Here is a 19003-nt window from a genome sequence, read left to right as displayed (position 1 = left end):
GCACCCACTTCATTCCATTCCACCCAAGGAGACTCCCATGAAAATCCGCACTACTTTGCTGGTCGGCCTGCTGGCCGCGACACTGTCCGGCTCTGCCTGGGCGGCCGTCACCGCGAAATTCGCCGTGACCTTGCCGGAAAAATCCCACCAGGGCCAGGGCGTCGCCAAGTTCGTCGAACTGGTCAAGGCCAAGAGCCAGGGCGAGATCGACATCAAGCCCTACTACAGCGGCGCACTGGGCAACGACGTGCAGGTGACTTCCGCCCTGCAGGGGGGCACGATCGAGTTCACCGTGCCCCAGACCACCACCCTGACGGGCATGGTGAAGGCGTATGAAATCCTGGATTTCCCCTTCCTGTTCAAGGACAGCCAGCAGGCGGAAAAAGTACTGGATGGCCCGGTGGGCCAGAAGCTGCTCGAGACCCTGCCCGCACATGGGCTGGTAGGCCTGGCGTATTGGGAAAACGGCTTTTTCAACGCCACCAACAGCAAGCATCCGATCGCCAAGGCTGAAGACTTCGAAGGTCTGAAATTCCGGTCGATCCAGGCGAAGATCACCCAGGAGACCATCAAGGCCCTGGGCGCCAATCCGGTGCCGCTGGCGGTGCCGGAACTCTATACCGCGCTGGAAACGCGCACCATTGACGGCCAGGGCACGCCCAATGCCGTCATCGCCGCGCTCAAGCTCTACGAAGTCCAGAAGTACCTGTCCATCACGCGGCATAGCTACGGTGCCTTCATCCCGCTGGTGTCCAAGGCCTTCTGGGACAAGCTCACTCCGGATCAGCAGAAGATCCTGAAGGATTCCGCCGTCGAGGCCCGGGCCTATCAGCGCCAGGTGGCGCGCGCCCAGGCGCAGTCCGCCAAGGAAACCATGGCCAAACACGGCATGGAGATCAACGAGGTCAGCGACGTCGAGCACGACCGCATGCGTGAACGCGTGCAGCCGGTCTGGAAGATGTTCATTCCCAGCGTCGGCCAGGATCTGTTCGACCAGGTCCAGGCCGAGCTGAAGTAAGTCCGCTTTTACACGCAGGGCGGCCGCCCTGCGCTCCGGGCGTGCCCTGGCCGCCCGGGCAACTGGAGTCCCCATGAAGCTTGCCACTTTGAAAAACGAGTCGCGCGACGGCCGCCTGGTCGTCGTGTCCCGGGATCTGTCGCAGTGCGTTGCAGTGCCCGAGATCGCGCCTACCTTGCAGGCGGCGCTGGACGACTGGGATGCCTGCCTGCCGGCGCTGCGTGCCGCCTACGATCGGCTCAATTCGGGCCAGGACGGGGCGGCCCGCCCTTTCGATACCGCCGCTTGCCATTCACCGCTGCCGCGCGCCTATCAGTGGGCGGATGGCTCGGCCTACCTGAACCACGTGGAATTGGTGCGCCGCGCCCGCAACAGCCAGGTGCCGGAATCCTTCTTTACTGATCCGCTGATGTACCAAGGCGGTTCGGACAGCTTCATCGGGCCGCGGGACCCGATTGTCGCGGACACGGAGGACTGGGGCATCGACATGGAGGCCGAGGTCGCCGTCATCACGGGCGACGTGCCCATGGGAACGCGGCCGTCGGACGCCGCCGGCGCGATCCGCCTGCTGATGCTGGTCAACGACGTATCCTTGCGGGCACTGATCCCGGGGGAATTGGCCAAAGGCTTCGGCTTTTTTCAGTCCAAGCCGGCCAGTGCGTTTTCCCCGGTGGCCGTCACGCCCGACGAACTGGGATCGGCCTGGCGCGACGGCAAGGTCCACCTGCCGCTGCGGGTCGACTTGAACGGAGAACCTTTCGGCTGTCCGGATGCCGGCCAGGACATGACCTTCGATTTTCCACAACTGGTTGCGCATGCCGCTCGTACGCGCCAACTGGCTGCCGGGACGATCATCGGTTCGGGCACGGTGTCCAACAAGCAAGGCGGGCTGCATGGGTCCAGCATCCGCCACGGCGGGGTAGGATATTGCTGCATCGCCGAGGTCCGCATGTACGAGACCATCGAAGGCGGCGCCCCTTCCACGCCCTTCATGCGCTTTGGCGACACGGTACGCATTCACATGAGCGATGCTCGGGGCCAGGACATCTTCGGCACCATCGAGCAGATGGTCGAGCGTCGCGCGGGAGCCTGAATCCATGCTGGATCTCTATTCCTATTTTCGCAGCTCGGCGGCTTACCGCGTCCGGATCGCGCTGGGATTGAAGGGGCTGGATTATCGGGTCGTGCCTGTGCACCTGTTGCGCCACGGCGGCGAGCAGCTGGGGGAAGACTACCTGCGTCGCAATCCTGAAGGCCTGGTGCCGACGCTGGACGAGAACGGCCAGATCCTGACCCAGTCCCTGGCGATCATGGAGTACCTGGACGAGACCCGTGGTCCCGCCACGCTGCTGCCGGCCGATGCGCTGGGCCGCGCCCGGGTACGCGCCCTGGCGCTGCACATCGCCTGCGACATCCACCCCTTGAACAATCTGCGCGTCCTGCGCTGGCTGGCGCACGAACTGAAGGTCGAGCAGTCCGCCCGCGACGATTGGTACCGGCACTGGGTAGGCCTGGGTTTCCAGTCGTTGGAGGCCCAGTTGAGATCGCCCGAGACGGGGCTTTGCTGCCATGGCGACGAGCCGGGCATGGCCGACTGCTGCCTGGTGCCCCAGGTCTACAACGCGCGTCGCTATGATGTGGATCTGTCGGCTTTTCCGACCATCGCGCGAATCGCGGCGTATTGTGAATCGCTGCCCGCCTTCCAGGCGGCGCATCCAGGCGCGCAGCCCGACGCCGAGTGACGGTGCGTCGTTTGTGACGGCGGGCGCCAACCATGGTCTGGCGTATCCGGCGTGTGTGCCGGTTGCCGGCCGTGCTTTTCGGGAGATCATCATGAGCACGACATCCTCCTTGGAATACCAGAGCGGGTTCGGCAACGAATTCGCCACCGAGGCTTTGGCCGGCGCGTTGCCGGCGGGACGCAATTCCCCCCAGCGGGCCCCTTATGGCCTGTATGCCGAACAACTGTCGGGCACGGCGTTCACCGCGCCGCGTCATGCCAATCGTCGATCCTGGCTGTATCGCATCCGGCCGGCGGCAACGCACGGGCCGTTCGAGCCGTCCTCGGCCGGGGCCCGCTGGCTGAGCCACTACGACGACATCCCCACTCCGCCGGACCCGCTGCGGTGGGATCCCATGCCTTTGCCCGGCGATGATGCAGCCGTGGATTTCGTGGACGGCATGGTGACCATGGGCGGCAATGCCGGCTGCGGCATCCACCTGTATGCCGCCAACCGTTCGATGCGGGACCGTTATTTCTATGACGCCGATGGCGAACTGCTGATCGTGCCGCAGCAGGGCCGCCTGGAACTGGCGACCGAATTGGGCGTGCTGATGATCGAGCCCCAGGAAATCGCGGTCATTCCGCGCGGCGTGCGTTTCCAGGTCCGTCTGCCCGATGGCGTGGCGCGCGGCTATGTCTGCGAGAATCCCGGCGCGCATTTCCGGCTGCCCGATCTGGGTGTGATCGGCTCGAATGGCCTGGCCAACCCGCGCGACTTCCTGGCGCCTGTGGCTGCCTACGAGGACGTCGATGGCGACTTCGAACTGCTGGCGAAATTCCAGGGCCGGTTCTGGAGCGCCCGCATGGATCACTCGCCCCTGGACGTGGTGGCCTGGCATGGCAGCGACACGCCGTATAAATACGATCTGCGCCGCTTCAATGCGATCGGCTCGATCACCTATGATCATCCGGATCCGTCGATCTTCCTGGTGCTGCATGCGCCCAGCGCTGTGCCGGGCGTGGACACGATCGATTTCGTCGCCTTCGCCCCGCGCATCCTGGCCATGCGGGATACCTTCCGGCCGCCCTGGTTTCACCGCAACCTGGCCGGCGAATTCATGGGCCTGGTGCATGGTCATTACGACGCCAAGGCCGAGGGTTTCCAGCCTGGCGGCGCATCGCTGCACAACACCATGACCGGCCATGGCCCGGATGCCGAGACCTTCGCCAAGGCCAGCGCGGCAGACACGACTCGGCCTGACGACATCGCCGACACCATGGCGTTCATGTTCGAGACGCCGGTGGCGATCCAGGTCACCCGCCAGGCCATGGAATCGCCGCAGCGGCAGCGGGAATACTACCGCTGCTGGCAGGGCCTGACGAAGCACTTCGACCCGACGCGGCGCTGATCGGGCGCGTCGGGCGGCCGCGCGTCATTCCTTCCACGAGTCCAGGTAGCCCGGAACCTTGACCCCATCGGGCAAGGTGTCGAGTTCCAGCGGGTAGCGTGAATCGATCATCACGGCGACTTCATCGGTGTACTTGCGTTCGCCCTGATTGTTGGCTGCCGCCGCCGCGAAGGCTTTGGGGTGCGGACCGTGATGGAAACCCGAGGGATGCAGGGTGAACATGCCGGGTTTGATGTTGTCGCGGCTGAAGAAATTGCCCTGGTGGTAGAAGATCGACTCGTCGAATTCGTCGTTGTTGTGATAGAAGGGCACCTTGAGCGCGCCTGGGTCGCTTTCGATGGGGCGCGGGGCGAAGGTGCAGACGATGATGGTGTTCGACAGAAAGGTCGCATGCACCGTTGGCGGCAGGTGATAGCGGTCCGACAGCAGTTCGCGGATGTCGCGCCAGTTCAGCTTCACCGGCACGCAGTCTCCGTGCCAGCCGGCCGTGTCCAGGAAGTTGTAGGGGAAGGTCACCGTCGTGACCTGCTGGCGGCGTTTGGCGCGCACACGGGTTTCATGTTCGCCGTACTGGGCCTTGTATGCTTCGTCGATTTTCGGCGTATCCAGCACGGCCAGGTCGAATTGCGCGTGGCGGCCGGTGATGCCGCGTTCCGGGATCTGGAACAGGTCTTCGGTGGCTTCGATGGTCAGGACCTCGTTGCGCGTCGACGTTTCCAGGCGCCAGGTCGTGCCGCGTGGAATATTGATGTAGTCGCCTTCGCGGTAGCTCATGTGGCCGTAGTCGCAGAAGAATTCGCCTTCGCCCCGGTGGAAGAACAGGATCATGTCGCCGTCGCCGTTGCGCGCCAGGTCCGGCATGGAGACGTCGAATTTCCAGAAACAGACCTGGGTCTGGCCGTTGTGCATGAAGCGCCGCGCCTTCCAGGGGCAGGGGGCGCTGTCGTCCAGGCGGTTCAGGTCCAGCAGGGTGAGTTCCAGCGGGCCTTCCCATTTTGTCCAGCTGGTGGGCTTGTGGGTGTGCAGGATGTGGCTGGCCGGGCCGAAGAAACCGTTGCGGCCGTGTTCGCGTTCGTACAGGCCGTCGGGGATGTCGCAATGAGCCTGGCGCGTGTAGACGCCTTCGGCCTTGGGGAATGTGATGGGGTTCTTCATGGATGTCTCCGTCAAAACGTTATACAATGATTAACAGCGTTATGATATAAGCAGCAATTACAATCTAAGGCATATCTCGTTCGTGCGTCCAACAGTTTTTGTCCATGAATGGATTGGGCGGGCTTCTGATCGGGGCGATCGGTGTGTTGGTTTGACATCGGTGGGCGTTGCGGTGGGTGGCGGGCGATAGCGGGGTCAAAAAAGCGGAGACAGTTCATGGTGCCTATCGACGACGACATGCCACCCAGGCAGGCGGCTGCTGCGCTGCCGGCCGGGGCCTGGCCCGGCGACATCCAGGGGATCCAGTCGGTGGAATTGGGGCTGGAATTGTTTCGCCTGCTGGCCGATGGGGGTTCTCCGTGCGGCCTGTCGGACCTCGCCCGGCGGGCCGGGATGCACAGGGCCAAGGCCTATCGCTATCTGGTCAGCCTGGCCCGCGCCGGTTGGGTCTGCCAGGATGCGCGCACGGGTCAGTACGACGTCGGTCCGGCCGTGCGCGATCTGGCGCTGTCCTGGCTGGCGCGCCAGGATCCCCTGCAACTGGCTGGAACCGAGGCCCGCGCCCTGGCGCAAGCACTGGGGGAAACCTGTTTCGTCGCGGTGAACGGGCAGGGAGGGGTGACCGCCATCCGGGTCTGCCAGCCGGGCCAAGGGGTGTCCGTCGGGGTGGCGGAGGGTGCCCTCTTCGATCTGGAATCCTCAGCCACGGGGCGTGTCTTCGCTGCTTGGCAGGACCCGCCCTCGCGGCGGCTGGCCGCCGCCGTGTGCCGCGACATCCGGTCGCGCGGCCTGGCGGTGGTGGAAGGCGAACACGTTCCCGGCATCAACGCCCTCAGCGTGCCGGTACTCGATGCGCAGGGCCAGCTGCTGCTGGCCCTGACGCTGGTGGGGCACGCCGCGTCCCTGCAGGCTGATCCGGACAGCCCGTCCGCCCTGGCGCTGCAGGCGGCTGGCCGGCGGATCTCGGCGGCGGTGGGTGGGTAAAAAACCGGCCGCAGGAGCGGCCGGTGGTTCATCGCGCAGACACTGGCATTCAGTCGATCAGCTTCCAGTCGCCATTGTGGATCTCGAGCATGCGGAAGGCGCTCAGGTCCAGGCCCATGTGGTCGGTGGCCGACATGTTCACCACGCCGCCCGTGCCGACATAGCCCTTGGTCTGTTCGATGGCGTCGCGCACCTTGGCCTTGTCGGTGCTGCCGGCCCGCTTGACCGCGTCGACGTAGAGCATCAGGCCGTCATAGGCGTGGCCGCCGAACGTCGAGACTTCGGCGTTCCAGCGATCCTGGAATGCCTTGGCGTAGGCCGTGACGACCGGTTTCTGGGGATCGCTGTCGGGCAGCTTGTCGGCGACGACCAGGGCTGCGCAGGGCAGGCGCACGCCTTCGGCCGCGTCGCGGGCCAGCTTGATGAACTCATTCGAGCACACGCCGTGCGCATGGTAGAGCGGCAGCTTGACGTCCAGCTGCTTGTAGTTGCGGGTGACCAGCGCCGGTCCCTGACCCAGGCCGAAAATCAGAACTGCCTGGACGTCGGGGGTGTTCTTGATCTTGGTCAGCTGCGGGCTCATGTCTGTGTCTTTGGGGCCGTAGGTCTCGTTGGCCACGATCTGGATGCCGTAGTTGGGCGCGACCAGTTCGGATTCCTTCTTTCCGGATTGGCCGAAGCCGCTGGTTTCGCTGAGCAGGGCGATCTTCGTGAGGCCGCGCTTCTTCATGTCCTCGAACACCTTCTCGGCGGCCATGCGGTCGGTGTGCGGGGTCTTGAACAGCCATTTCTTCACCGGATCGATGATGACGACCGCGCCCGCCAGGGAAATGAAGGGGATGCCCGCTTTTTCGGCGAGCGGATCCATGGACATGGTAGAGCCCGTGGTGGTGCCGCCGATGATGACGTCGACCTGGTCGTCGTAGATCAGGCGCTTGGCGAAACCGTTGGCCTTGTTCGCGTCGCTGCCATCGTCATAATGCACGAGCTGCAGCTGCCGGCCCAGGACGCCGCCCGCCTTGTTGATGGAGTCGACGTACATTTCCAGGGTCTTGACTTCCGGGTCGCCCAGGAAGGCGGCAGGGCCGGTCGCCGACAGGACAGAGCCGATCTTGATCGGGTCGGCGGCGTGCGCCGTCAGTGCGAAGGCAGCCAGCGCGCAGCCGGTCATCCAGCGCCAGGTCGGTGATTTCATGATGTGTCTCCTTGGGTGGTTTTTTCGATGATCATGGCGATGCTCTGGTCCGCACCGATGCACATGGGCACAGAGCGTAACGACCGACAGGCCGGATCAATCTCAAGCCGGCACGGGCGGTAGTGAGCCGCCGGGTGCTGCTCATCCCCGGCGGATGGCCGATGGCGGTCGCGCCGCCATTCGGATTCATGCGGGCATCCCGATGCCGCGACGACTAGGCCTGTTTCGGCCGTTCGTCGAACACGCGGCGGGCCTTGCCGGTCTGCGTGCGCGGCAGTTCTCCGTAGTGCATGACGGTGACTCGGGTCGAGATGCCGATATTGGTCTTGATGTGGTGCTGCAGTTGTCGGGCGGACTGGTCGATGGCTTCGGCCGTTGCGCCGTCGGCCTCGTGCTGCAGCTCGCAGCGGATCTCGACCTGGTCCAGGTGATTGGCGCGCGAGACGATGATCTGGTAGGTGCCGTTGAAGATCGGGTTGCGCAGGATCTGCTCCTCGATCTGGGTGGGGAAGACATTGACCCCGCGGATGATCAGCATGTCGTCGGTGCGCCCCGTGATGCGGCCCATGCGGCGGAAGCTGCGGGCGGTCGGAGGCAGCAGGCGGGTGCGATCCCGGGTGCGGTAGCGGATGATGGGCAGGGCTTCCTTGGTGAGCGACGTGAAGACCAGTTCGCCTTCCTCGCCGTCTGGCACCGGCTCGTCGGTGAGCGGGTCGATGATTTCCGGGTAGAAATGGTCTTCCCAGATGACCGGGCCGTCCTTGGTCTCGATGCATTCGGAGGCGACGCCGGGGCCCATGACTTCGGACAGGCCATAGATGTCCACGGCGTCCAGTCCCAGCTTGCGTTCGATTTCCGTGCGCATGCCCTCGCCCCAGGGCTCGGCGCCGAAGATGCCGACCTTCAGCGAGATCTCTTCGGGTGCGATTCCCAGGCGATCGAACTCTTCTGCGATGACCAGGGAGTAGGACGGCGTCACCATGATGATGTCGGGCCGCAGGTCCATGATCAGCTGCACCTGCTTTTCCGTCTGGCCGCCGGACATGGGAATGACGGTGCAGCCGGCGCGTTCCGCGCCGTAGTGGGCGCCCAGCCCGCCGGTGAACAGGCCGTAGCCGTAGGACACGTGGACGATGTCGCCGGCCCGCCCGCCCGCCGCGCGGATCGACCGGGCCACCAGTTGCGCCCAGGTGTCGATGTCTTTCAGGGTATAGCCGACCACCGTGGGCTTGCCGGTCGTCCCGGACGAGGCATGCAGGCGGGCGATGCGTTCCCGGGGCACGGCGAACATCCCGAAGGGGTAGTTGCGCCGCAGGTCTTCCTTGGTCGTACAGGGGAACTTGCGGATGTCTTCCAGGCGCTGCAGGTCGTCTGGATGGACGCCGCGCGCGTCGAAGGCCTGGCGATAATGGGGAACGTTGTCGTAGGCGTTGCGCAGGGTCTGGCGCAGGCGCTCGAGCTGCAGCGCGGTAATTTCATCGCGGCTGGCGGTCTCGATGGATTCCAGATCCCCGGCTTGGACGGTCTTGACGGGCATGATGTGTGTCTCCTGGTCTTATGGTGTTGGTTCGCAGGGGCTCAGCCTGGAGGCAGTGTGTCGGTCACCATGCCCTGGATCCGGTGGGACTTGCCCCGAAACAGCGCGACGTCGCGACCCTCTGTCAAGTTGTGGACCGTGATGTCGTAGACTCCGGTGCGGCCGCCCTGGGTGCGGGCCTGCGCGTAGGCCTGCAGGCGGTCTCCTGCGCGGGCAGGCGCCAGGAAATCGATGTGGCAGGCCGAGGCGACCGTGTTGTGGTTGTCGCTGTTGCAGGCATAGGCGAAGGCGGTGTCGGCCAGCGTGAAGATCATGCCGCCGTGGCAGATGCCGTGGCCGTTGAGCATGTCGCCGCGCACGGTCATCGACAGCCGGGCGCTGCCGGGGGCGATGGAGTCCAGGCGCATGTCCAGCGACTGCGCGGCGCGGTCGCGGGACCACATGGCGGCGGCCACGGTTTCGGCCAGGGTCTGGGGGGCGAGGGCTTCATGCGTCATGGAGAAGGTTTCCCAAGTGGATGGCAGATTGGCGGGCGGCGCGAGGGCGGAAATCCAGGGCTGTCATGGCCTCATTCCCCCGTGAATCGCGCAGGGCGCTTTTCCAGGAACGCGGCAACGCCTTCCGCGTAGTCGGCGCGCCAGCCCAGTTCGCGCATGATGCCCGCCTCCATCGAGAGCTGCTGTTCCAGCGTGTGCGAGGGGGCGGCCTGCATGGCCTGGCGGGTGCGCACCAGGGCCCGGGTCGGCGCCTGGGCCAGCTGGCGGGCCAGTCGATCGATCTCGGCGTCGAAGGCATCGTCGGCGACGCATGACCAGATCAGGCCCCAATCGGCCGCCTGGCGTGCGGGGAGCCGCTCGGCGAGCAGGGCCAGGCCCATGGCGCGCGCCATGCCGACACGCTGGGGCAGCAGCCAGGTACCGCCCGTGTCGGGAATCAGTCCGATCTTGCTGAACGCCTGCAGGAAAGAAGCGGATTCCGAGGCCACGACCAGATCGCAGGCCAGGGCGATGGAGGCCCCCGCTCCGGCAGCGATCCCGTTGACGGCCGCCAGCGTCGGCACGCGCAGGTTCTGCAGCGCCAGGATCAGCGGCTTGTAGAAGCCTTCGACGGTGGCGCCCAGGTCGGGCGCCTGACCGGTGCCGATCTGCATGGCGCGGTCACCCAGGTCCTGGCCTGCGCAGAAGCCGCGGCCGGCGCCGGCGAGCACCAGGACGCGAGCTGCGCTGTCCTGCTGGATTCGAGCCAGCGCGTCGCGCACTTCCTGGTGCATGGCTTCGGTGAAGCTGTTGAGCTTGTCGGGCCGCGACAAGGTCAGGCGGGCGATGCCCTCGTCGATGGAAAAGCGGATGTTCTGGTAGCTCATGCCGGGCCTCCTGGAGTAGGTGGGAACAGGCGTCAGGCGTGGGCGCGCCACTGCACGACCCGGAATCGGTTGGCCACGAAGGCCGAATCGGCGTACGAGGCATTGGCCGCCGGGTTGCCGCCTGTTCCGTGGAAGTCGGAGAAGGCGGCGGACTGGTTCACGAACACACCTCCCGTCAGGTTGAAGGACAGGGCGACCTTGGCGCGCCAGGACGCTGCGATTGCGGCGTCCCGCACGTCATCCCGGGTGGTGTAGACCGCGAGCGTCAGCGCGCCGTGCGTGCGCGTCAGATCCTCGACCAGTTGCAGGGCGGCGGCCGTGTCCTGTGCGCGGACCAGGAAGCTGATGGGGCCGAACTGTTCCTGTGCGTAGTGCGCTGTGTCCCGTGCATCGCAGGCCAGCAAGGCCGGAGTGCGGGCGCGTGCCTGCGGGAAGTCGTCATAGCGCAGCGCGCGGGGTGCGAGCACGACTTGGCCCATGCCGCCGCCGGCAGCCTCGTCGATGCGTTGCAGCGTGGCGTCGGATTGGATCGCCCCCAGGACGGCCAGGGCGGTTTCCGGCTTTTCCAGGAAACGTTCGATTGCCTGTGCCAGGTCCTGGCCGACTTCTTCGAAGGACTTGTGGCCCTCGTTGGTGTCGATGCCTTGCGCCGGCACGACGATGGCCTGGGACGTGGTGCACATCTGCCCGGAATAGAGCGACAGCGTGAAGGCCAGGTTGCGCAGCATGCCGGGGTAATCGTCGGTGGAGTCGATCACGATGCTGTTGACCCCGGCGAGTTCCGCGTAGACCTGGGCCTGACGGCAATGGTCCAGCAGCCATCGACCAAAGGCGCTGCCTCCGGTGTAGTCGATCGAGTGGACGTCGGGGTCGGTGTAGAGCGCCTGAGCGGCCTGGTGGTCCGGTGGCAGGCACAGGGTGACCAAATTCGGGTCCAGGCCGTTTTCGATAAGCACGGCGCGAATCGTGCGGACCGTGATGGCTGCGGGCAGGACGACGCTGCCGTGCGGCTTCAGGATCACGGGGTTGCCGGTCGCCAGGGCAGCGAACAGCCCCGGGTAGGTGTTCCAGGTGGGAAACGTGGCGCATCCAATCACCACGCCGACGCCCCGGCCGACAATTTCGTAGTGTTTGCGCATGACCAGGGCCGGGTGTTTGCCTTGCGGCTTTTCCCAGGTGGACTCGGCAGGGATGAACGACATTTCGCGCCAGGCGTAGGCCACGGCTTCCAGGCCCCGGTCCTGGGCGTGGGGGCCGCCGGCCTGGAAGGCCATCATCCAGCCCTGGCCGCTGGTCATCATCACGGCGTGGGCAATCTCGAAGCTTTGGCGGTTCAGCCGCTGCAGGATTTCCAGGCAGATGCCCGTTCGACCTGCCGCGCCCAGTGCCTGCCACGCCGGCATGGCAGCCGTGGCCGCCCGCACCAGGATCCGGGGGTCGGACTGAGGGTAGCGGATGCCCAGGGGGGTGCCATAGGGCGAGGTTTCCCCGTCGTGCCATCCGCATTGGCCTGGTTGGTCGAGTTCGAAGGGTTTTCCCAGGTGGGCCTCGAAGGCGGCGCGGCCGGCTTCGGGGGCGCCTTCACCGTAGGCCCTGGGGCTGGGGGATTCTGCAAAGGCCGACCAGTAGCCGCGTGTGGCGATGGTGTCCAGTGCGTGTTCGAGCAGGGGGCGGTGTTGATCCAGCAAGGGGTGCGACATGCAAGTCTCCGATACCGGCCAAGGGCGGTGTTCTTATAGAAATACGAAAAATCGATAATTTATGTTGATTAATGTATCACTTCTGATCTGTGATTTTTCACTGGAAATCTATTTATCGGTTTTTATAATGGATTTATCAAGTAATTCTATAACCATTGGAATCAATGATCTTATAGGGGTTATCCGCAGCACTGATCTTCAATCCAGGATTTATCAAGGAAAACCCTAGTGTTAAAGCGATACATATAAATTGACAAGAATGGCTATTGAGTAACATGATTGAGTCGTGCTGGATTGGAAACAGGCAAAAACAGACCGCTACCCATCCGCCACCCCCGTACCCCTATCCAAAGGAGCCTTTTCATGTCCAGCAAAGAACGCTTTTCGGACAAGATGGAATTTCCGCCCGAAATCGAACAGCCCAACGTCTATCCCTTGTCCTGGCACCGCAAGACCCAGAAACTGCAGGAAGTCTGGGAAGCCTCGCTCAGGGAATACTGGGAACCCGAAAAACTGCCCTGGGATACGCTCGATGTCGAGAGCTATTCCTGGGAAGAGCGCGAATCGATCGCCTATTGGTGGACGCTGCTGTCGGTATTCGACGCATCCGCGCCCCCCGTCTTCGCCGAGGCCCTGATCAAGACCTACGAGGTCCACGAGGAAGACCCCGTGCGCAAGTGCTTCTTCTCGGTCGCCAGCGACGAGCAGAATCACGAGATCATGTGCGGCCTGTCGATTACCAAATTGCTTGACCACCCCGATCCCCTCACCTACGAGCCCAAGACCGATATCGGTCGCCGCCTGCAGAAAAATGCCAAGTGGCTGTACTTCAATGGCGCGCGCTATTGGACCGGTTACAAGAACGCCGTGCCCAAATACGATCTGGCAGTGCTGTTCAGCTCATTTCTGATGGGGGAAATCGCAGCGGCCACCATCTTCAAGCAGATGTACGAGAACTCGCGAGAACCTGTCTTCAAGGAAGCCTTCAAGAACATCGGCCGCGACGAAGGCCGCCACATGGCGATCTGCATGGCCGTGATGGAGCGCGACTATCCAGGCCTGAGCGAAGAATACAAATCCGTCGTGACCAAGCAGATCCGGGCGGGCTACCTGTTCCTGTCGGCCGTGCTGTTCGAACCGCCGATGGAATTCTGGGATCTGCCGGAGGACTTCATCGCGACCCAGCGCGAAGCGGAGGCCATCGCCCGCGATGCGGGCTTCGGCATTCCCACCTACGAGGCCAAGCTCGAAAACTGGAAGAACGCGATGCTGAACCTGAAAGGCGTACTGGATCGCTACGGCATTCCGTTTCCCGCCATCCCGGAAGTCGGCATTACCGGCCATGAAGTCTCGGACATCGAAATGCAGGACATCATCCCGGTGTTCTGATCGACGCAGGAAATCCCATGTCACGCATCGTTATTCAGCCCTCCGGAAAATCCGTGGAATGCAAGGACAGCGACACGGTCCTGATGGCCCTGGAGAAGGCCGGGTATGCGCTCCCCAACAACTGCCGGGCCGGCGCCTGCGGAGAGTGCAAAGTCCGGGTCCTGGAAGGGCAGTACGACCAGGGCATGGTGCTGGACATGGCCCTGTCGCCCGAGGAACGCCGCCAGGGATATGGCCTGATGTGCATGGCCAAGCCGATTTCCGACGAAATGGTGATCGAATGGGGCACGGCCGATGCACGGCCGAAGCTGTTCCCGCCCCGGGAAGGCGCGCTGTTCATCCTGATCGAGCGTCGCGAGGTCGCCAATCGCACCCTGGAAGTCCGCCTGCGTCCGGTGGGCCAGCCGATCCGCTACTGGCCCGGCCAGTATGTCACCGTGGGCGACGAGCGTGCCGGCGTCCCTCGGCGGGCCTATTCGATCGCCAATGCGCCCCGGCCCGATGGCGAGATCTCGCTGCAGGTGGCGCGCGCGGACGACGGGGTCACCAGCGCCTGGATCCATGACGAACTGAAGGTCGGCGACAGCGTCAAGATCAATGGCGCCTATGGCACGTTCATCGGGGATCCATCCGCCGAAACGCCGGTGCTGTGCCTGGCGGCAGGTACGGGTCTGGCCCCGATCCTGGACCTGGCCGAAGCCGCTTTGCGACGCGGCTACCGCAAGAAAGTCGACCTGATTTTCTCGGCGCGCACCGAGGCTGACGTCTATGGTCGCGGCATGATGGCCTGGTGGCGTACCAAGCATCGCAATTTCGACTATAAAATAACCCTCACGCGCGAACAGCGGGACGGCTATCTCCAGGGGCACATCGACGCCATCCTGCCAGGCCTGTATCCCGACTTGTCCGCGCACAGTATTTTCATCGCGGGCAGCCCGGAATTCGTGGATGCCTGCGTCGTGGCGGTCAAGGCTCTGGGCGCACAGGACGAACTCATCCACAAGGAAGGTTTCTTCGCCATCCAGAATGTCAGATCCGAGGGCCGCCAACCCTGAACCCATGGGCAGGCCCCGCCTGCGGACCGCCTTGATTCCAGCCATCCAGCATCGCATTGACCGTTTCCGCCAACAGCAACGGGTGCGTGCGGGGTCGCTGATCATGTCCGTCTTCGGTGATGCGGTGCTGCCGCGTGGCGGGCGTATCTGGCTGGGCAGTCTGATCCGGCTGCTCGAGCCGCTGGGTCTGAATGAACGTCTGGTGCGCACGTCGGTATTCCGCTTGGGCAAGGAAAAGTGGTTGCGCGCCGATACGCACGGGCGCCGTGCGGAATACGTGCTGACCGACTCCGGACGTTTGCGTTTCGAGGAAGCGTCACGCCATATCTATTCCTCGCACGCGCCAATCTGGGATCGCCGCTGGCGCCTGATCCTGGTTGTGGGCGAACTCGACTCGCGGCAGCGGGACCACCTGCGGCAGGCCCTGCAGTGGCAGGGCTTCGGCAGCCTGGGCAGCGACTGCTTCGTGCACCCTTCAACCCATCTGGAGGCCGCCTGCGATGCCCTGGAGGCGGACGGCCTGGGCGACATGCTGGGCTGCCTGCTGCCTTTGCTGGCGGCCGATGCGCGCATCGCCATGACGGCGTCCGACTCCGATCTGGTGGCCCGCGCCTGGAACCTGGATCGCCTGGCCGAGTCCTATGCCGCCTTCGTGGCCGATTACCTGCCGATCCTGGCCGACTTGCGGCGTGACCGTCAAGTCCGCCTGGAACCCGAAGAAGCCTTCCTGCTGAGGGTGCTGATGATCCACGATTACCGCCGCCTGTTGTTGCGGGATCCCGAGTTGCCGGAAGTCCTGCTGCCGGCCGATTGGCCTGGGCAGTCGGCGCGCATGGTGTGCCGCGAACTATACCGCCGCCTGGCCGAGCCATCCGAATGGCATCTGGACACTCAGATGCTGCTGGCCGACGGCACGGTGCCGGAACGTCTGGATGGCGGCTTCGAGCGGTTTCCCTCCGACGATCCCCTGGTCTCGATCTCGCTCTGAGGCGTTTGCCTGCCGGGATCGGTCCATATTTTGCTGTTGCGATACAAATAAATAAGAAAAAATCTGATTTTCGTGTTGACTTGAACGCAAGGGATTCAAAGGATGAGCCGATGAATCGATCAGCCAGCCAGCCGGAACACTTGATGGTTTTCCCGGATAAGTGTCGGTTGTTCATCAGATCCTCTTGATCGCGGCCGGCAAGTCCTTTATGTTTTCACCGATACCGAATTAGATGCATAAAGTATAAATTCTGTAATACGTCTGGAAAAAGACGCTCGCGACATGGGGGCGGTGGTCCCGGACGGACCTTGGCGAGGAGACATACCGTGCATGCGGAGTTCCTGCAATTCCTGTTCTCGGGCCTGACCGTCGGAGCGACCTACGCCCTGGCTGCGCTGGGCTTCAATCTGATCTACAACGCCAGCAACGTGATCAATTTCGCCCAGGGCGAATTCATCATGCTGGGCGGCATGCTGGCGGTGTTCTTCACCCAGGCGGGCCTGCATTGGGCGCCCGCCTTCGCGCTGGCCGTGCTGCTGCCGGCCCTGGTCGGGGTGTTGCTCGAAAAGTGCGCCATCGAACCGGTCAAGGACGCCGACACGGTCACCCTGATCATCATCACCATCGGCGCCTCGCTGGTGCTGCGCGGCCTGGTCCAGGTCTGGCTGGGCAAGGGCGCCCACAGCCTGCCGCCGTTTTCCGACCACGCCCCCGTGTCGCTCCTGGGGGCGACGCTGCAGCCCCAGAGCTTCTGGGTGTTCGGGGTGACGGCGGCGGTGGTGGCGCTGCTCTGGTATTTCTTCAGCCGCACGCTGGCGGGCAAGGCCATGCTGGCCACGGCCTACAACCGGGTCGCCGCGCAACTGGTGGGCATCAGCACCGGCTGGGTCCTGCTCATGAGCTTCGCCCTGGCGGCCGCCCTTGGGGCGCTGGGAGGCATTCTCATCACGCCGATCACGCTGACCTCCTATGACGTGGGCATCATGCTGGGCTTGAAGGGCTTCGTCGCGGCGGTGGTCGGCGGTCTGGGCAGTGGCCTGGGCGCCGTGGTCGGCGGCTTGCTGGTCGGGGTGCTCGAGGCAATGGGCGCAGGCTACATCTCGTCGGCCTACAAGGACGCCATTCCCTTTGTGCTGATCCTGCTGATCCTGTTCTTCATGCCGCGCGGCCTGTTCGGCGGTCTTTCCACAGAGCGGGTGTGACCATGCGCGGACGTGCCCTCATCGGTCTGATCATCCTGGCTCTGGCGCTGCTGGCGGCGCCTTTCCTGGTGCCCAACAGCTATTACCTGGACATCATCATCCGCATGTGCATCAACGCCGTGATCGTCCTCAGCCTGAACTTGCTGGTCGGCTACGCGGGTCAGATCAGCCTGGGCCATGCCGGTTTCGTGGGGTTGGGGGCTTACGCCTCGGCAGTGCTGCCGGCGCATTTCGGCTGGCACCCGCTGCTGGCCCTGGTGGCCGGCGCCGCAGGCACCGGGTTGCTGGCCCTGTTGGTTGCGCGGCCGATCCTGCGGCTCAAGGGGCATTACCTGGCCATGGCCACGCTGGGCCTGGGCATCATCATCAATATCGTGATCCGCAACGAAGCCGACTGGACCGGCGGGCCCGACGGCATGCCGGTCCAGTCGATGGAATTGTTCGGCTACGAGCTGGTGCGCGACATCCAATGGTATTGGGTCATTGCGGTCGTGTTGCTGCTGAGCGTCTGGGGCGCGCTGAACCTGATCGATTCGCCGTTCGGCCGCGCCTTGCGGGGCCTGCACGGGTCCGAGATCGCCTCGCAGGTCGTGGGGATCGATGCACCGCGCTACAAGACGATCGTGTTCGTGCTGTCGGCCGTCGCGGCCAGCATCATGGGCAGCATCCTGGCGCATTACGTGGGTTTCGTGACGCCGGAGATCGCGAACTTCTTCCATTCGATCGAGCTGATCACCATGGTCGTGGTGGGCGGCATGGCATCGGTCTTCGGTTCCGTCCTGGGGGCCGTGCTGCTGACGGCGTTGCCACAGGCCCTGGTGACCTTCGAGGGCTGGGAAGTCGTCGTCTTCGGGGCGATCCTGATGCTGTGCATGATCTTCCTGCCGCGCGGCCTGGTGCCTACGCTGGCGGCGCGCCTGCGCCAGGAGGACTGACATCATGGCCTTGCTTGAAGTCGATCGCCTGTCCATCCAGTTCGGCAATGTCCGTGCGGTCCAGGACGTCAGCTTTTCCGTGGATGAAGGCATCGTGTATTCCGTCATAGGTCCAAACGGTGCGGGCAAGACGACCTTGTTCAACCTGATCACCGGAATTTACCGGCCCACCGCCGGTGCCGTCCGCCTCGATGGCCAGGAAATCCAGGGCCGCACCCCCTATGCGTTGGCTCGACGGGGCATGGCGCGTACCTTCCAGAACCTGCAGGTCTGGATGAACATGAGCGCGCTGGAAAACGTCATGGTCGGGGCCCATCTGCATCTGGACGGCAGCCTGCTCAAGGCGCTGTTGCGCACGCCAGGCCTGCGGCGCGGCGAACGGGCGCTGCGCGAGGAAGCCGCCGCCCTGATGGCGTTCGTCGGTCTGCAGGACTACGTCCGGTCGCGGGCCGACAGCATGCCGTACGGTGCGCTCAAGCGCCTGGAGATCGCCCGGGCGTTGGCCATGAAGCCTCGCCTGCTGTTCCTGGACGAACCCGCCGCCGGCCTCAATCCCAAGGAAACCCAGGAGGCCGACGCCCTGGTGCGCAGGATCGCCGAAACGGGCGTGACGGTCGTGCTGGTCGAACACGACATGAAGATGGTCATGAATCTGTCGGACCGGATCCTGGTGCTGGATTACGGCAAGAGGCTGGCAGAGGGCTCGGGGCCGGAAGTCCGCAGCAATCCGGACGTGATCGCAGCCTACCTGGGCGGCCACGCCTGATCGGGGAAGTCATGCACGCATTGGACATCATCCAGGAAGAACATCGAAACCTCTGGCGCATCGCCACCGCCATGGATTGGGTAGCCGATGAATTGCAGGCGGGCGAACCCGTCGAGGAAGGTTTCTTCCTGGCCTTGTTCGACTACATCCGGGAATTCATGGACGGCTGTCATCACGCCAAGGAAGACCAGTATCTGTTCCTGGCGCTGAGGCGGCGCGCGCCGGAATCGGCCACCCCCATCCTGGACGCTCTGGAAGAGGAACACCGCGAGGGGCCTGCCAGCCTGCAGGACCTGCGCCGCTTCTTGGGGCAGGGTGGTCGCCTGGGGGACCATCCTGAATTCATCGACGGCTTGCGTCGCTACGCAGATCAGTTGAAGCGGCACATCCGGACCGAAGAAAAGAGCGTCTTTCCCCTGGCCCGGGAAGCACTGCTGCCCGAGGATTGGGCGGGCATCGCGGCCGCCTTCTCTGATCACCGCGATCCCCTGTTCGGCGAGCAGGCCCGCGCCGAGTACCGCGAACTCTACCACCGCATTGTGTCGCTCGCGCCGGAAACGATCGGGCTGGGGGCCAGCCAGGCG

Annotated in this window: 18 protein-coding genes and 1 pseudogene; 12 read left to right on the top strand and 7 right to left on the bottom strand. The window is 64.3% G+C overall.

Annotated features, from left to right (window positions below):
- Window positions 1-37 precede the first annotated feature (37 nt).
- The 4 genes from VDP74_RS00600 (at window position 38) to hmgA (ending at window position 4150) form a co-directional block, all read left to right on the top strand.
- Window positions 38-1018 carry a TRAP transporter substrate-binding protein gene (locus tag VDP74_RS00600; RefSeq protein ID WP_322997662.1) on the top strand — a complete coding sequence of 327 codons (981 nt, stop codon included), beginning with the start codon at window positions 38-40 and terminating at the stop codon, window positions 1016-1018.
- A 73-nt stretch (window positions 1019-1091) separates the two neighbouring features.
- On the top strand, window positions 1092-2111 hold the full coding sequence (locus VDP74_RS00595) for a fumarylacetoacetate hydrolase family protein (RefSeq protein ID WP_322997661.1): 1020 nt from the start codon (window positions 1092-1094) through the stop codon (window positions 2109-2111).
- 7 nt (window positions 2112-2118) lie between these two features.
- Window positions 2119-2760, top strand: coding sequence for a maleylacetoacetate isomerase (gene maiA / locus VDP74_RS00590; RefSeq protein WP_322997839.1), 642 nt, complete (start codon window positions 2119-2121; stop codon window positions 2758-2760).
- A 91-nt stretch (window positions 2761-2851) separates the two neighbouring features.
- Window positions 2852-4150, top strand: a complete 1299-nt coding sequence (hmgA, locus tag VDP74_RS00585; RefSeq protein WP_322997660.1) for a homogentisate 1,2-dioxygenase — start codon at window positions 2852-2854, stop codon at window positions 4148-4150.
- Window positions 4151-4174: 24 nt separating this feature from the next.
- Here hmgA and VDP74_RS00580 read toward each other — a convergent pair whose 3' ends face one another.
- Window positions 4175-5305: a homogentisate 1,2-dioxygenase gene (locus VDP74_RS00580; RefSeq protein ID WP_322997659.1), complete on the bottom strand. Its 1131-nt coding sequence runs from the start codon at window positions 5303-5305 to the stop codon at window positions 4175-4177.
- A 216-nt stretch (window positions 5306-5521) separates the two neighbouring features.
- Between VDP74_RS00580 and VDP74_RS00575 the strand changes: the two genes are divergently transcribed.
- Entirely contained in the window at window positions 5522-6289 is a 768-nt protein-coding gene (locus VDP74_RS00575) for an IclR family transcriptional regulator (protein WP_322997658.1), read from the top strand.
- A gap of 49 nt (window positions 6290-6338) precedes the next feature.
- Here the strand turns inward: VDP74_RS00575 and VDP74_RS00570 are convergent, their stop codons facing one another.
- The 6 genes from VDP74_RS00570 to paaN all read right to left on the bottom strand — a co-directional run bounded on the left by VDP74_RS00570 (window position 6339) and on the right by paaN (window position 12084).
- Window positions 6339-7484, bottom strand: a complete 1146-nt coding sequence (locus VDP74_RS00570; protein ID WP_322997657.1) for an ABC transporter substrate-binding protein — start codon at window positions 7482-7484, stop codon at window positions 6339-6341.
- 31 nt (window positions 7485-7515) lie between these two features.
- Window positions 7516-7674, bottom strand: coding sequence for a hypothetical protein (locus VDP74_RS00565; RefSeq protein ID WP_416232905.1), 159 nt, complete (start codon window positions 7672-7674; stop codon window positions 7516-7518).
- 24 nt (window positions 7675-7698) lie between these two features.
- Complete coding sequence (gene paaK, locus VDP74_RS00560; protein ID WP_322997656.1) at window positions 7699-9021, bottom strand: phenylacetate--CoA ligase PaaK; 1323 nt, start codon at window positions 9019-9021, stop codon at window positions 7699-7701.
- A gap of 41 nt (window positions 9022-9062) precedes the next feature.
- Window positions 9063-9518: a hydroxyphenylacetyl-CoA thioesterase PaaI gene (paaI, locus tag VDP74_RS00555; RefSeq protein WP_322997655.1), complete on the bottom strand. Its 456-nt coding sequence runs from the start codon at window positions 9516-9518 to the stop codon at window positions 9063-9065.
- A 71-nt stretch (window positions 9519-9589) separates the two neighbouring features.
- Window positions 9590-10384: a 2-(1,2-epoxy-1,2-dihydrophenyl)acetyl-CoA isomerase PaaG gene (gene paaG, locus VDP74_RS00550; RefSeq protein WP_322997654.1), complete on the bottom strand. Its 795-nt coding sequence runs from the start codon at window positions 10382-10384 to the stop codon at window positions 9590-9592.
- A 32-nt stretch (window positions 10385-10416) separates the two neighbouring features.
- Entirely contained in the window at window positions 10417-12084 is a 1668-nt protein-coding gene (paaN, locus tag VDP74_RS00545) for a phenylacetic acid degradation protein PaaN (protein WP_322997653.1), read from the bottom strand.
- A 363-nt stretch (window positions 12085-12447) separates the two neighbouring features.
- On the opposite strand from paaN, the gene VDP74_RS00540 reads away from it, so the two are divergent.
- From VDP74_RS00540 to VDP74_RS00510, 7 genes and pseudogenes are all read left to right on the top strand, one after another.
- Window positions 12448-13473 carry a hypothetical protein gene (locus VDP74_RS00540; RefSeq protein WP_322997652.1) on the top strand — a complete coding sequence of 342 codons (1026 nt, stop codon included), beginning with the start codon at window positions 12448-12450 and terminating at the stop codon, window positions 13471-13473.
- A gap of 17 nt (window positions 13474-13490) precedes the next feature.
- The gene (locus VDP74_RS00535; RefSeq protein WP_322997651.1) at window positions 13491-14528 is read left to right on the top strand and encodes a 2Fe-2S iron-sulfur cluster-binding protein; all 1038 of its coding nucleotides are present in this window, start codon (window positions 13491-13493) and stop codon (window positions 14526-14528) included.
- Between the two features lie 4 nt (window positions 14529-14532).
- On the top strand, window positions 14533-15516 hold the full coding sequence (gene paaX / locus VDP74_RS00530) for a phenylacetic acid degradation operon negative regulatory protein PaaX (RefSeq protein ID WP_322997650.1): 984 nt from the start codon (window positions 14533-14535) through the stop codon (window positions 15514-15516).
- Between the two features lie 326 nt (window positions 15517-15842).
- Window positions 15843-16718, top strand: a complete 876-nt coding sequence (locus VDP74_RS00525) for a branched-chain amino acid ABC transporter permease (RefSeq protein WP_322997649.1) — start codon at window positions 15843-15845, stop codon at window positions 16716-16718.
- A 2-nt stretch (window positions 16719-16720) separates the two neighbouring features.
- The gene (locus VDP74_RS00520; RefSeq protein ID WP_322997648.1) at window positions 16721-17653 is read left to right on the top strand and encodes a branched-chain amino acid ABC transporter permease; all 933 of its coding nucleotides are present in this window, start codon (window positions 16721-16723) and stop codon (window positions 17651-17653) included.
- A gap of 4 nt (window positions 17654-17657) precedes the next feature.
- Complete coding sequence (locus VDP74_RS00515; protein WP_322997647.1) at window positions 17658-18419, top strand: ABC transporter ATP-binding protein; 762 nt, start codon at window positions 17658-17660, stop codon at window positions 18417-18419.
- A gap of 11 nt (window positions 18420-18430) precedes the next feature.
- Window positions 18431-18829, top strand: a pseudogene (locus tag VDP74_RS00510) (hemerythrin domain-containing protein); the annotation flags it as partial.
- Window positions 18830-19003: the final 174 nt, after the last annotated feature.

It is taken from the genome of Castellaniella sp., from assembly GCF_034674885.1.
Lineage (GTDB): Bacteria > Pseudomonadota > Gammaproteobacteria > Burkholderiales > Burkholderiaceae_B > Castellaniella.
This window is presented reverse-complemented; position numbering and strand designations above follow the sequence as displayed.

Coding starts and splice junctions, on each gene's coding strand:
- VDP74_RS00575 (WP_322997658.1), top strand. CDS start 5,522: ATGGTGCCTATCGACGACGACATGCCACCCAGGCAGGCGGCTGCTGCG.
- VDP74_RS00520 (WP_322997648.1), top strand. CDS start 16,721: ATGCGCGGACGTGCCCTCATCGGTCTGATCATCCTGGCTCTGGCGCTG.
- VDP74_RS00535 (WP_322997651.1), top strand. CDS start 13,491: ATGTCACGCATCGTTATTCAGCCCTCCGGAAAATCCGTGGAATGCAAG.
- paaI (WP_322997655.1), bottom strand. CDS start 9,518: ATGACGCATGAAGCCCTCGCCCCCCAGACCCTGGCCGAAACCGTGGCC.
- VDP74_RS00580 (WP_322997659.1), bottom strand. CDS start 5,305: ATGAAGAACCCCATCACATTCCCCAAGGCCGAAGGCGTCTACACGCGC.
- VDP74_RS00540 (WP_322997652.1), top strand. CDS start 12,448: ATGTCCAGCAAAGAACGCTTTTCGGACAAGATGGAATTTCCGCCCGAA.
- VDP74_RS00515 (WP_322997647.1), top strand. CDS start 17,658: ATGGCCTTGCTTGAAGTCGATCGCCTGTCCATCCAGTTCGGCAATGTC.
- paaX (WP_322997650.1), top strand. CDS start 14,533: ATGGGCAGGCCCCGCCTGCGGACCGCCTTGATTCCAGCCATCCAGCAT.
- VDP74_RS00600 (WP_322997662.1), top strand. CDS start 38: ATGAAAATCCGCACTACTTTGCTGGTCGGCCTGCTGGCCGCGACACTG.
- VDP74_RS00570 (WP_322997657.1), bottom strand. CDS start 7,484: ATGAAATCACCGACCTGGCGCTGGATGACCGGCTGCGCGCTGGCTGCC.
- hmgA (WP_322997660.1), top strand. CDS start 2,852: ATGAGCACGACATCCTCCTTGGAATACCAGAGCGGGTTCGGCAACGAA.
- paaN (WP_322997653.1), bottom strand. CDS start 12,084: ATGTCGCACCCCTTGCTGGATCAACACCGCCCCCTGCTCGAACACGCA.
- VDP74_RS00595 (WP_322997661.1), top strand. CDS start 1,092: ATGAAGCTTGCCACTTTGAAAAACGAGTCGCGCGACGGCCGCCTGGTC.
- VDP74_RS00565 (WP_416232905.1), bottom strand. CDS start 7,674: ATGAATCCGAATGGCGGCGCGACCGCCATCGGCCATCCGCCGGGGATG.
- paaG (WP_322997654.1), bottom strand. CDS start 10,384: ATGAGCTACCAGAACATCCGCTTTTCCATCGACGAGGGCATCGCCCGC.
- paaK (WP_322997656.1), bottom strand. CDS start 9,021: ATGCCCGTCAAGACCGTCCAAGCCGGGGATCTGGAATCCATCGAGACC.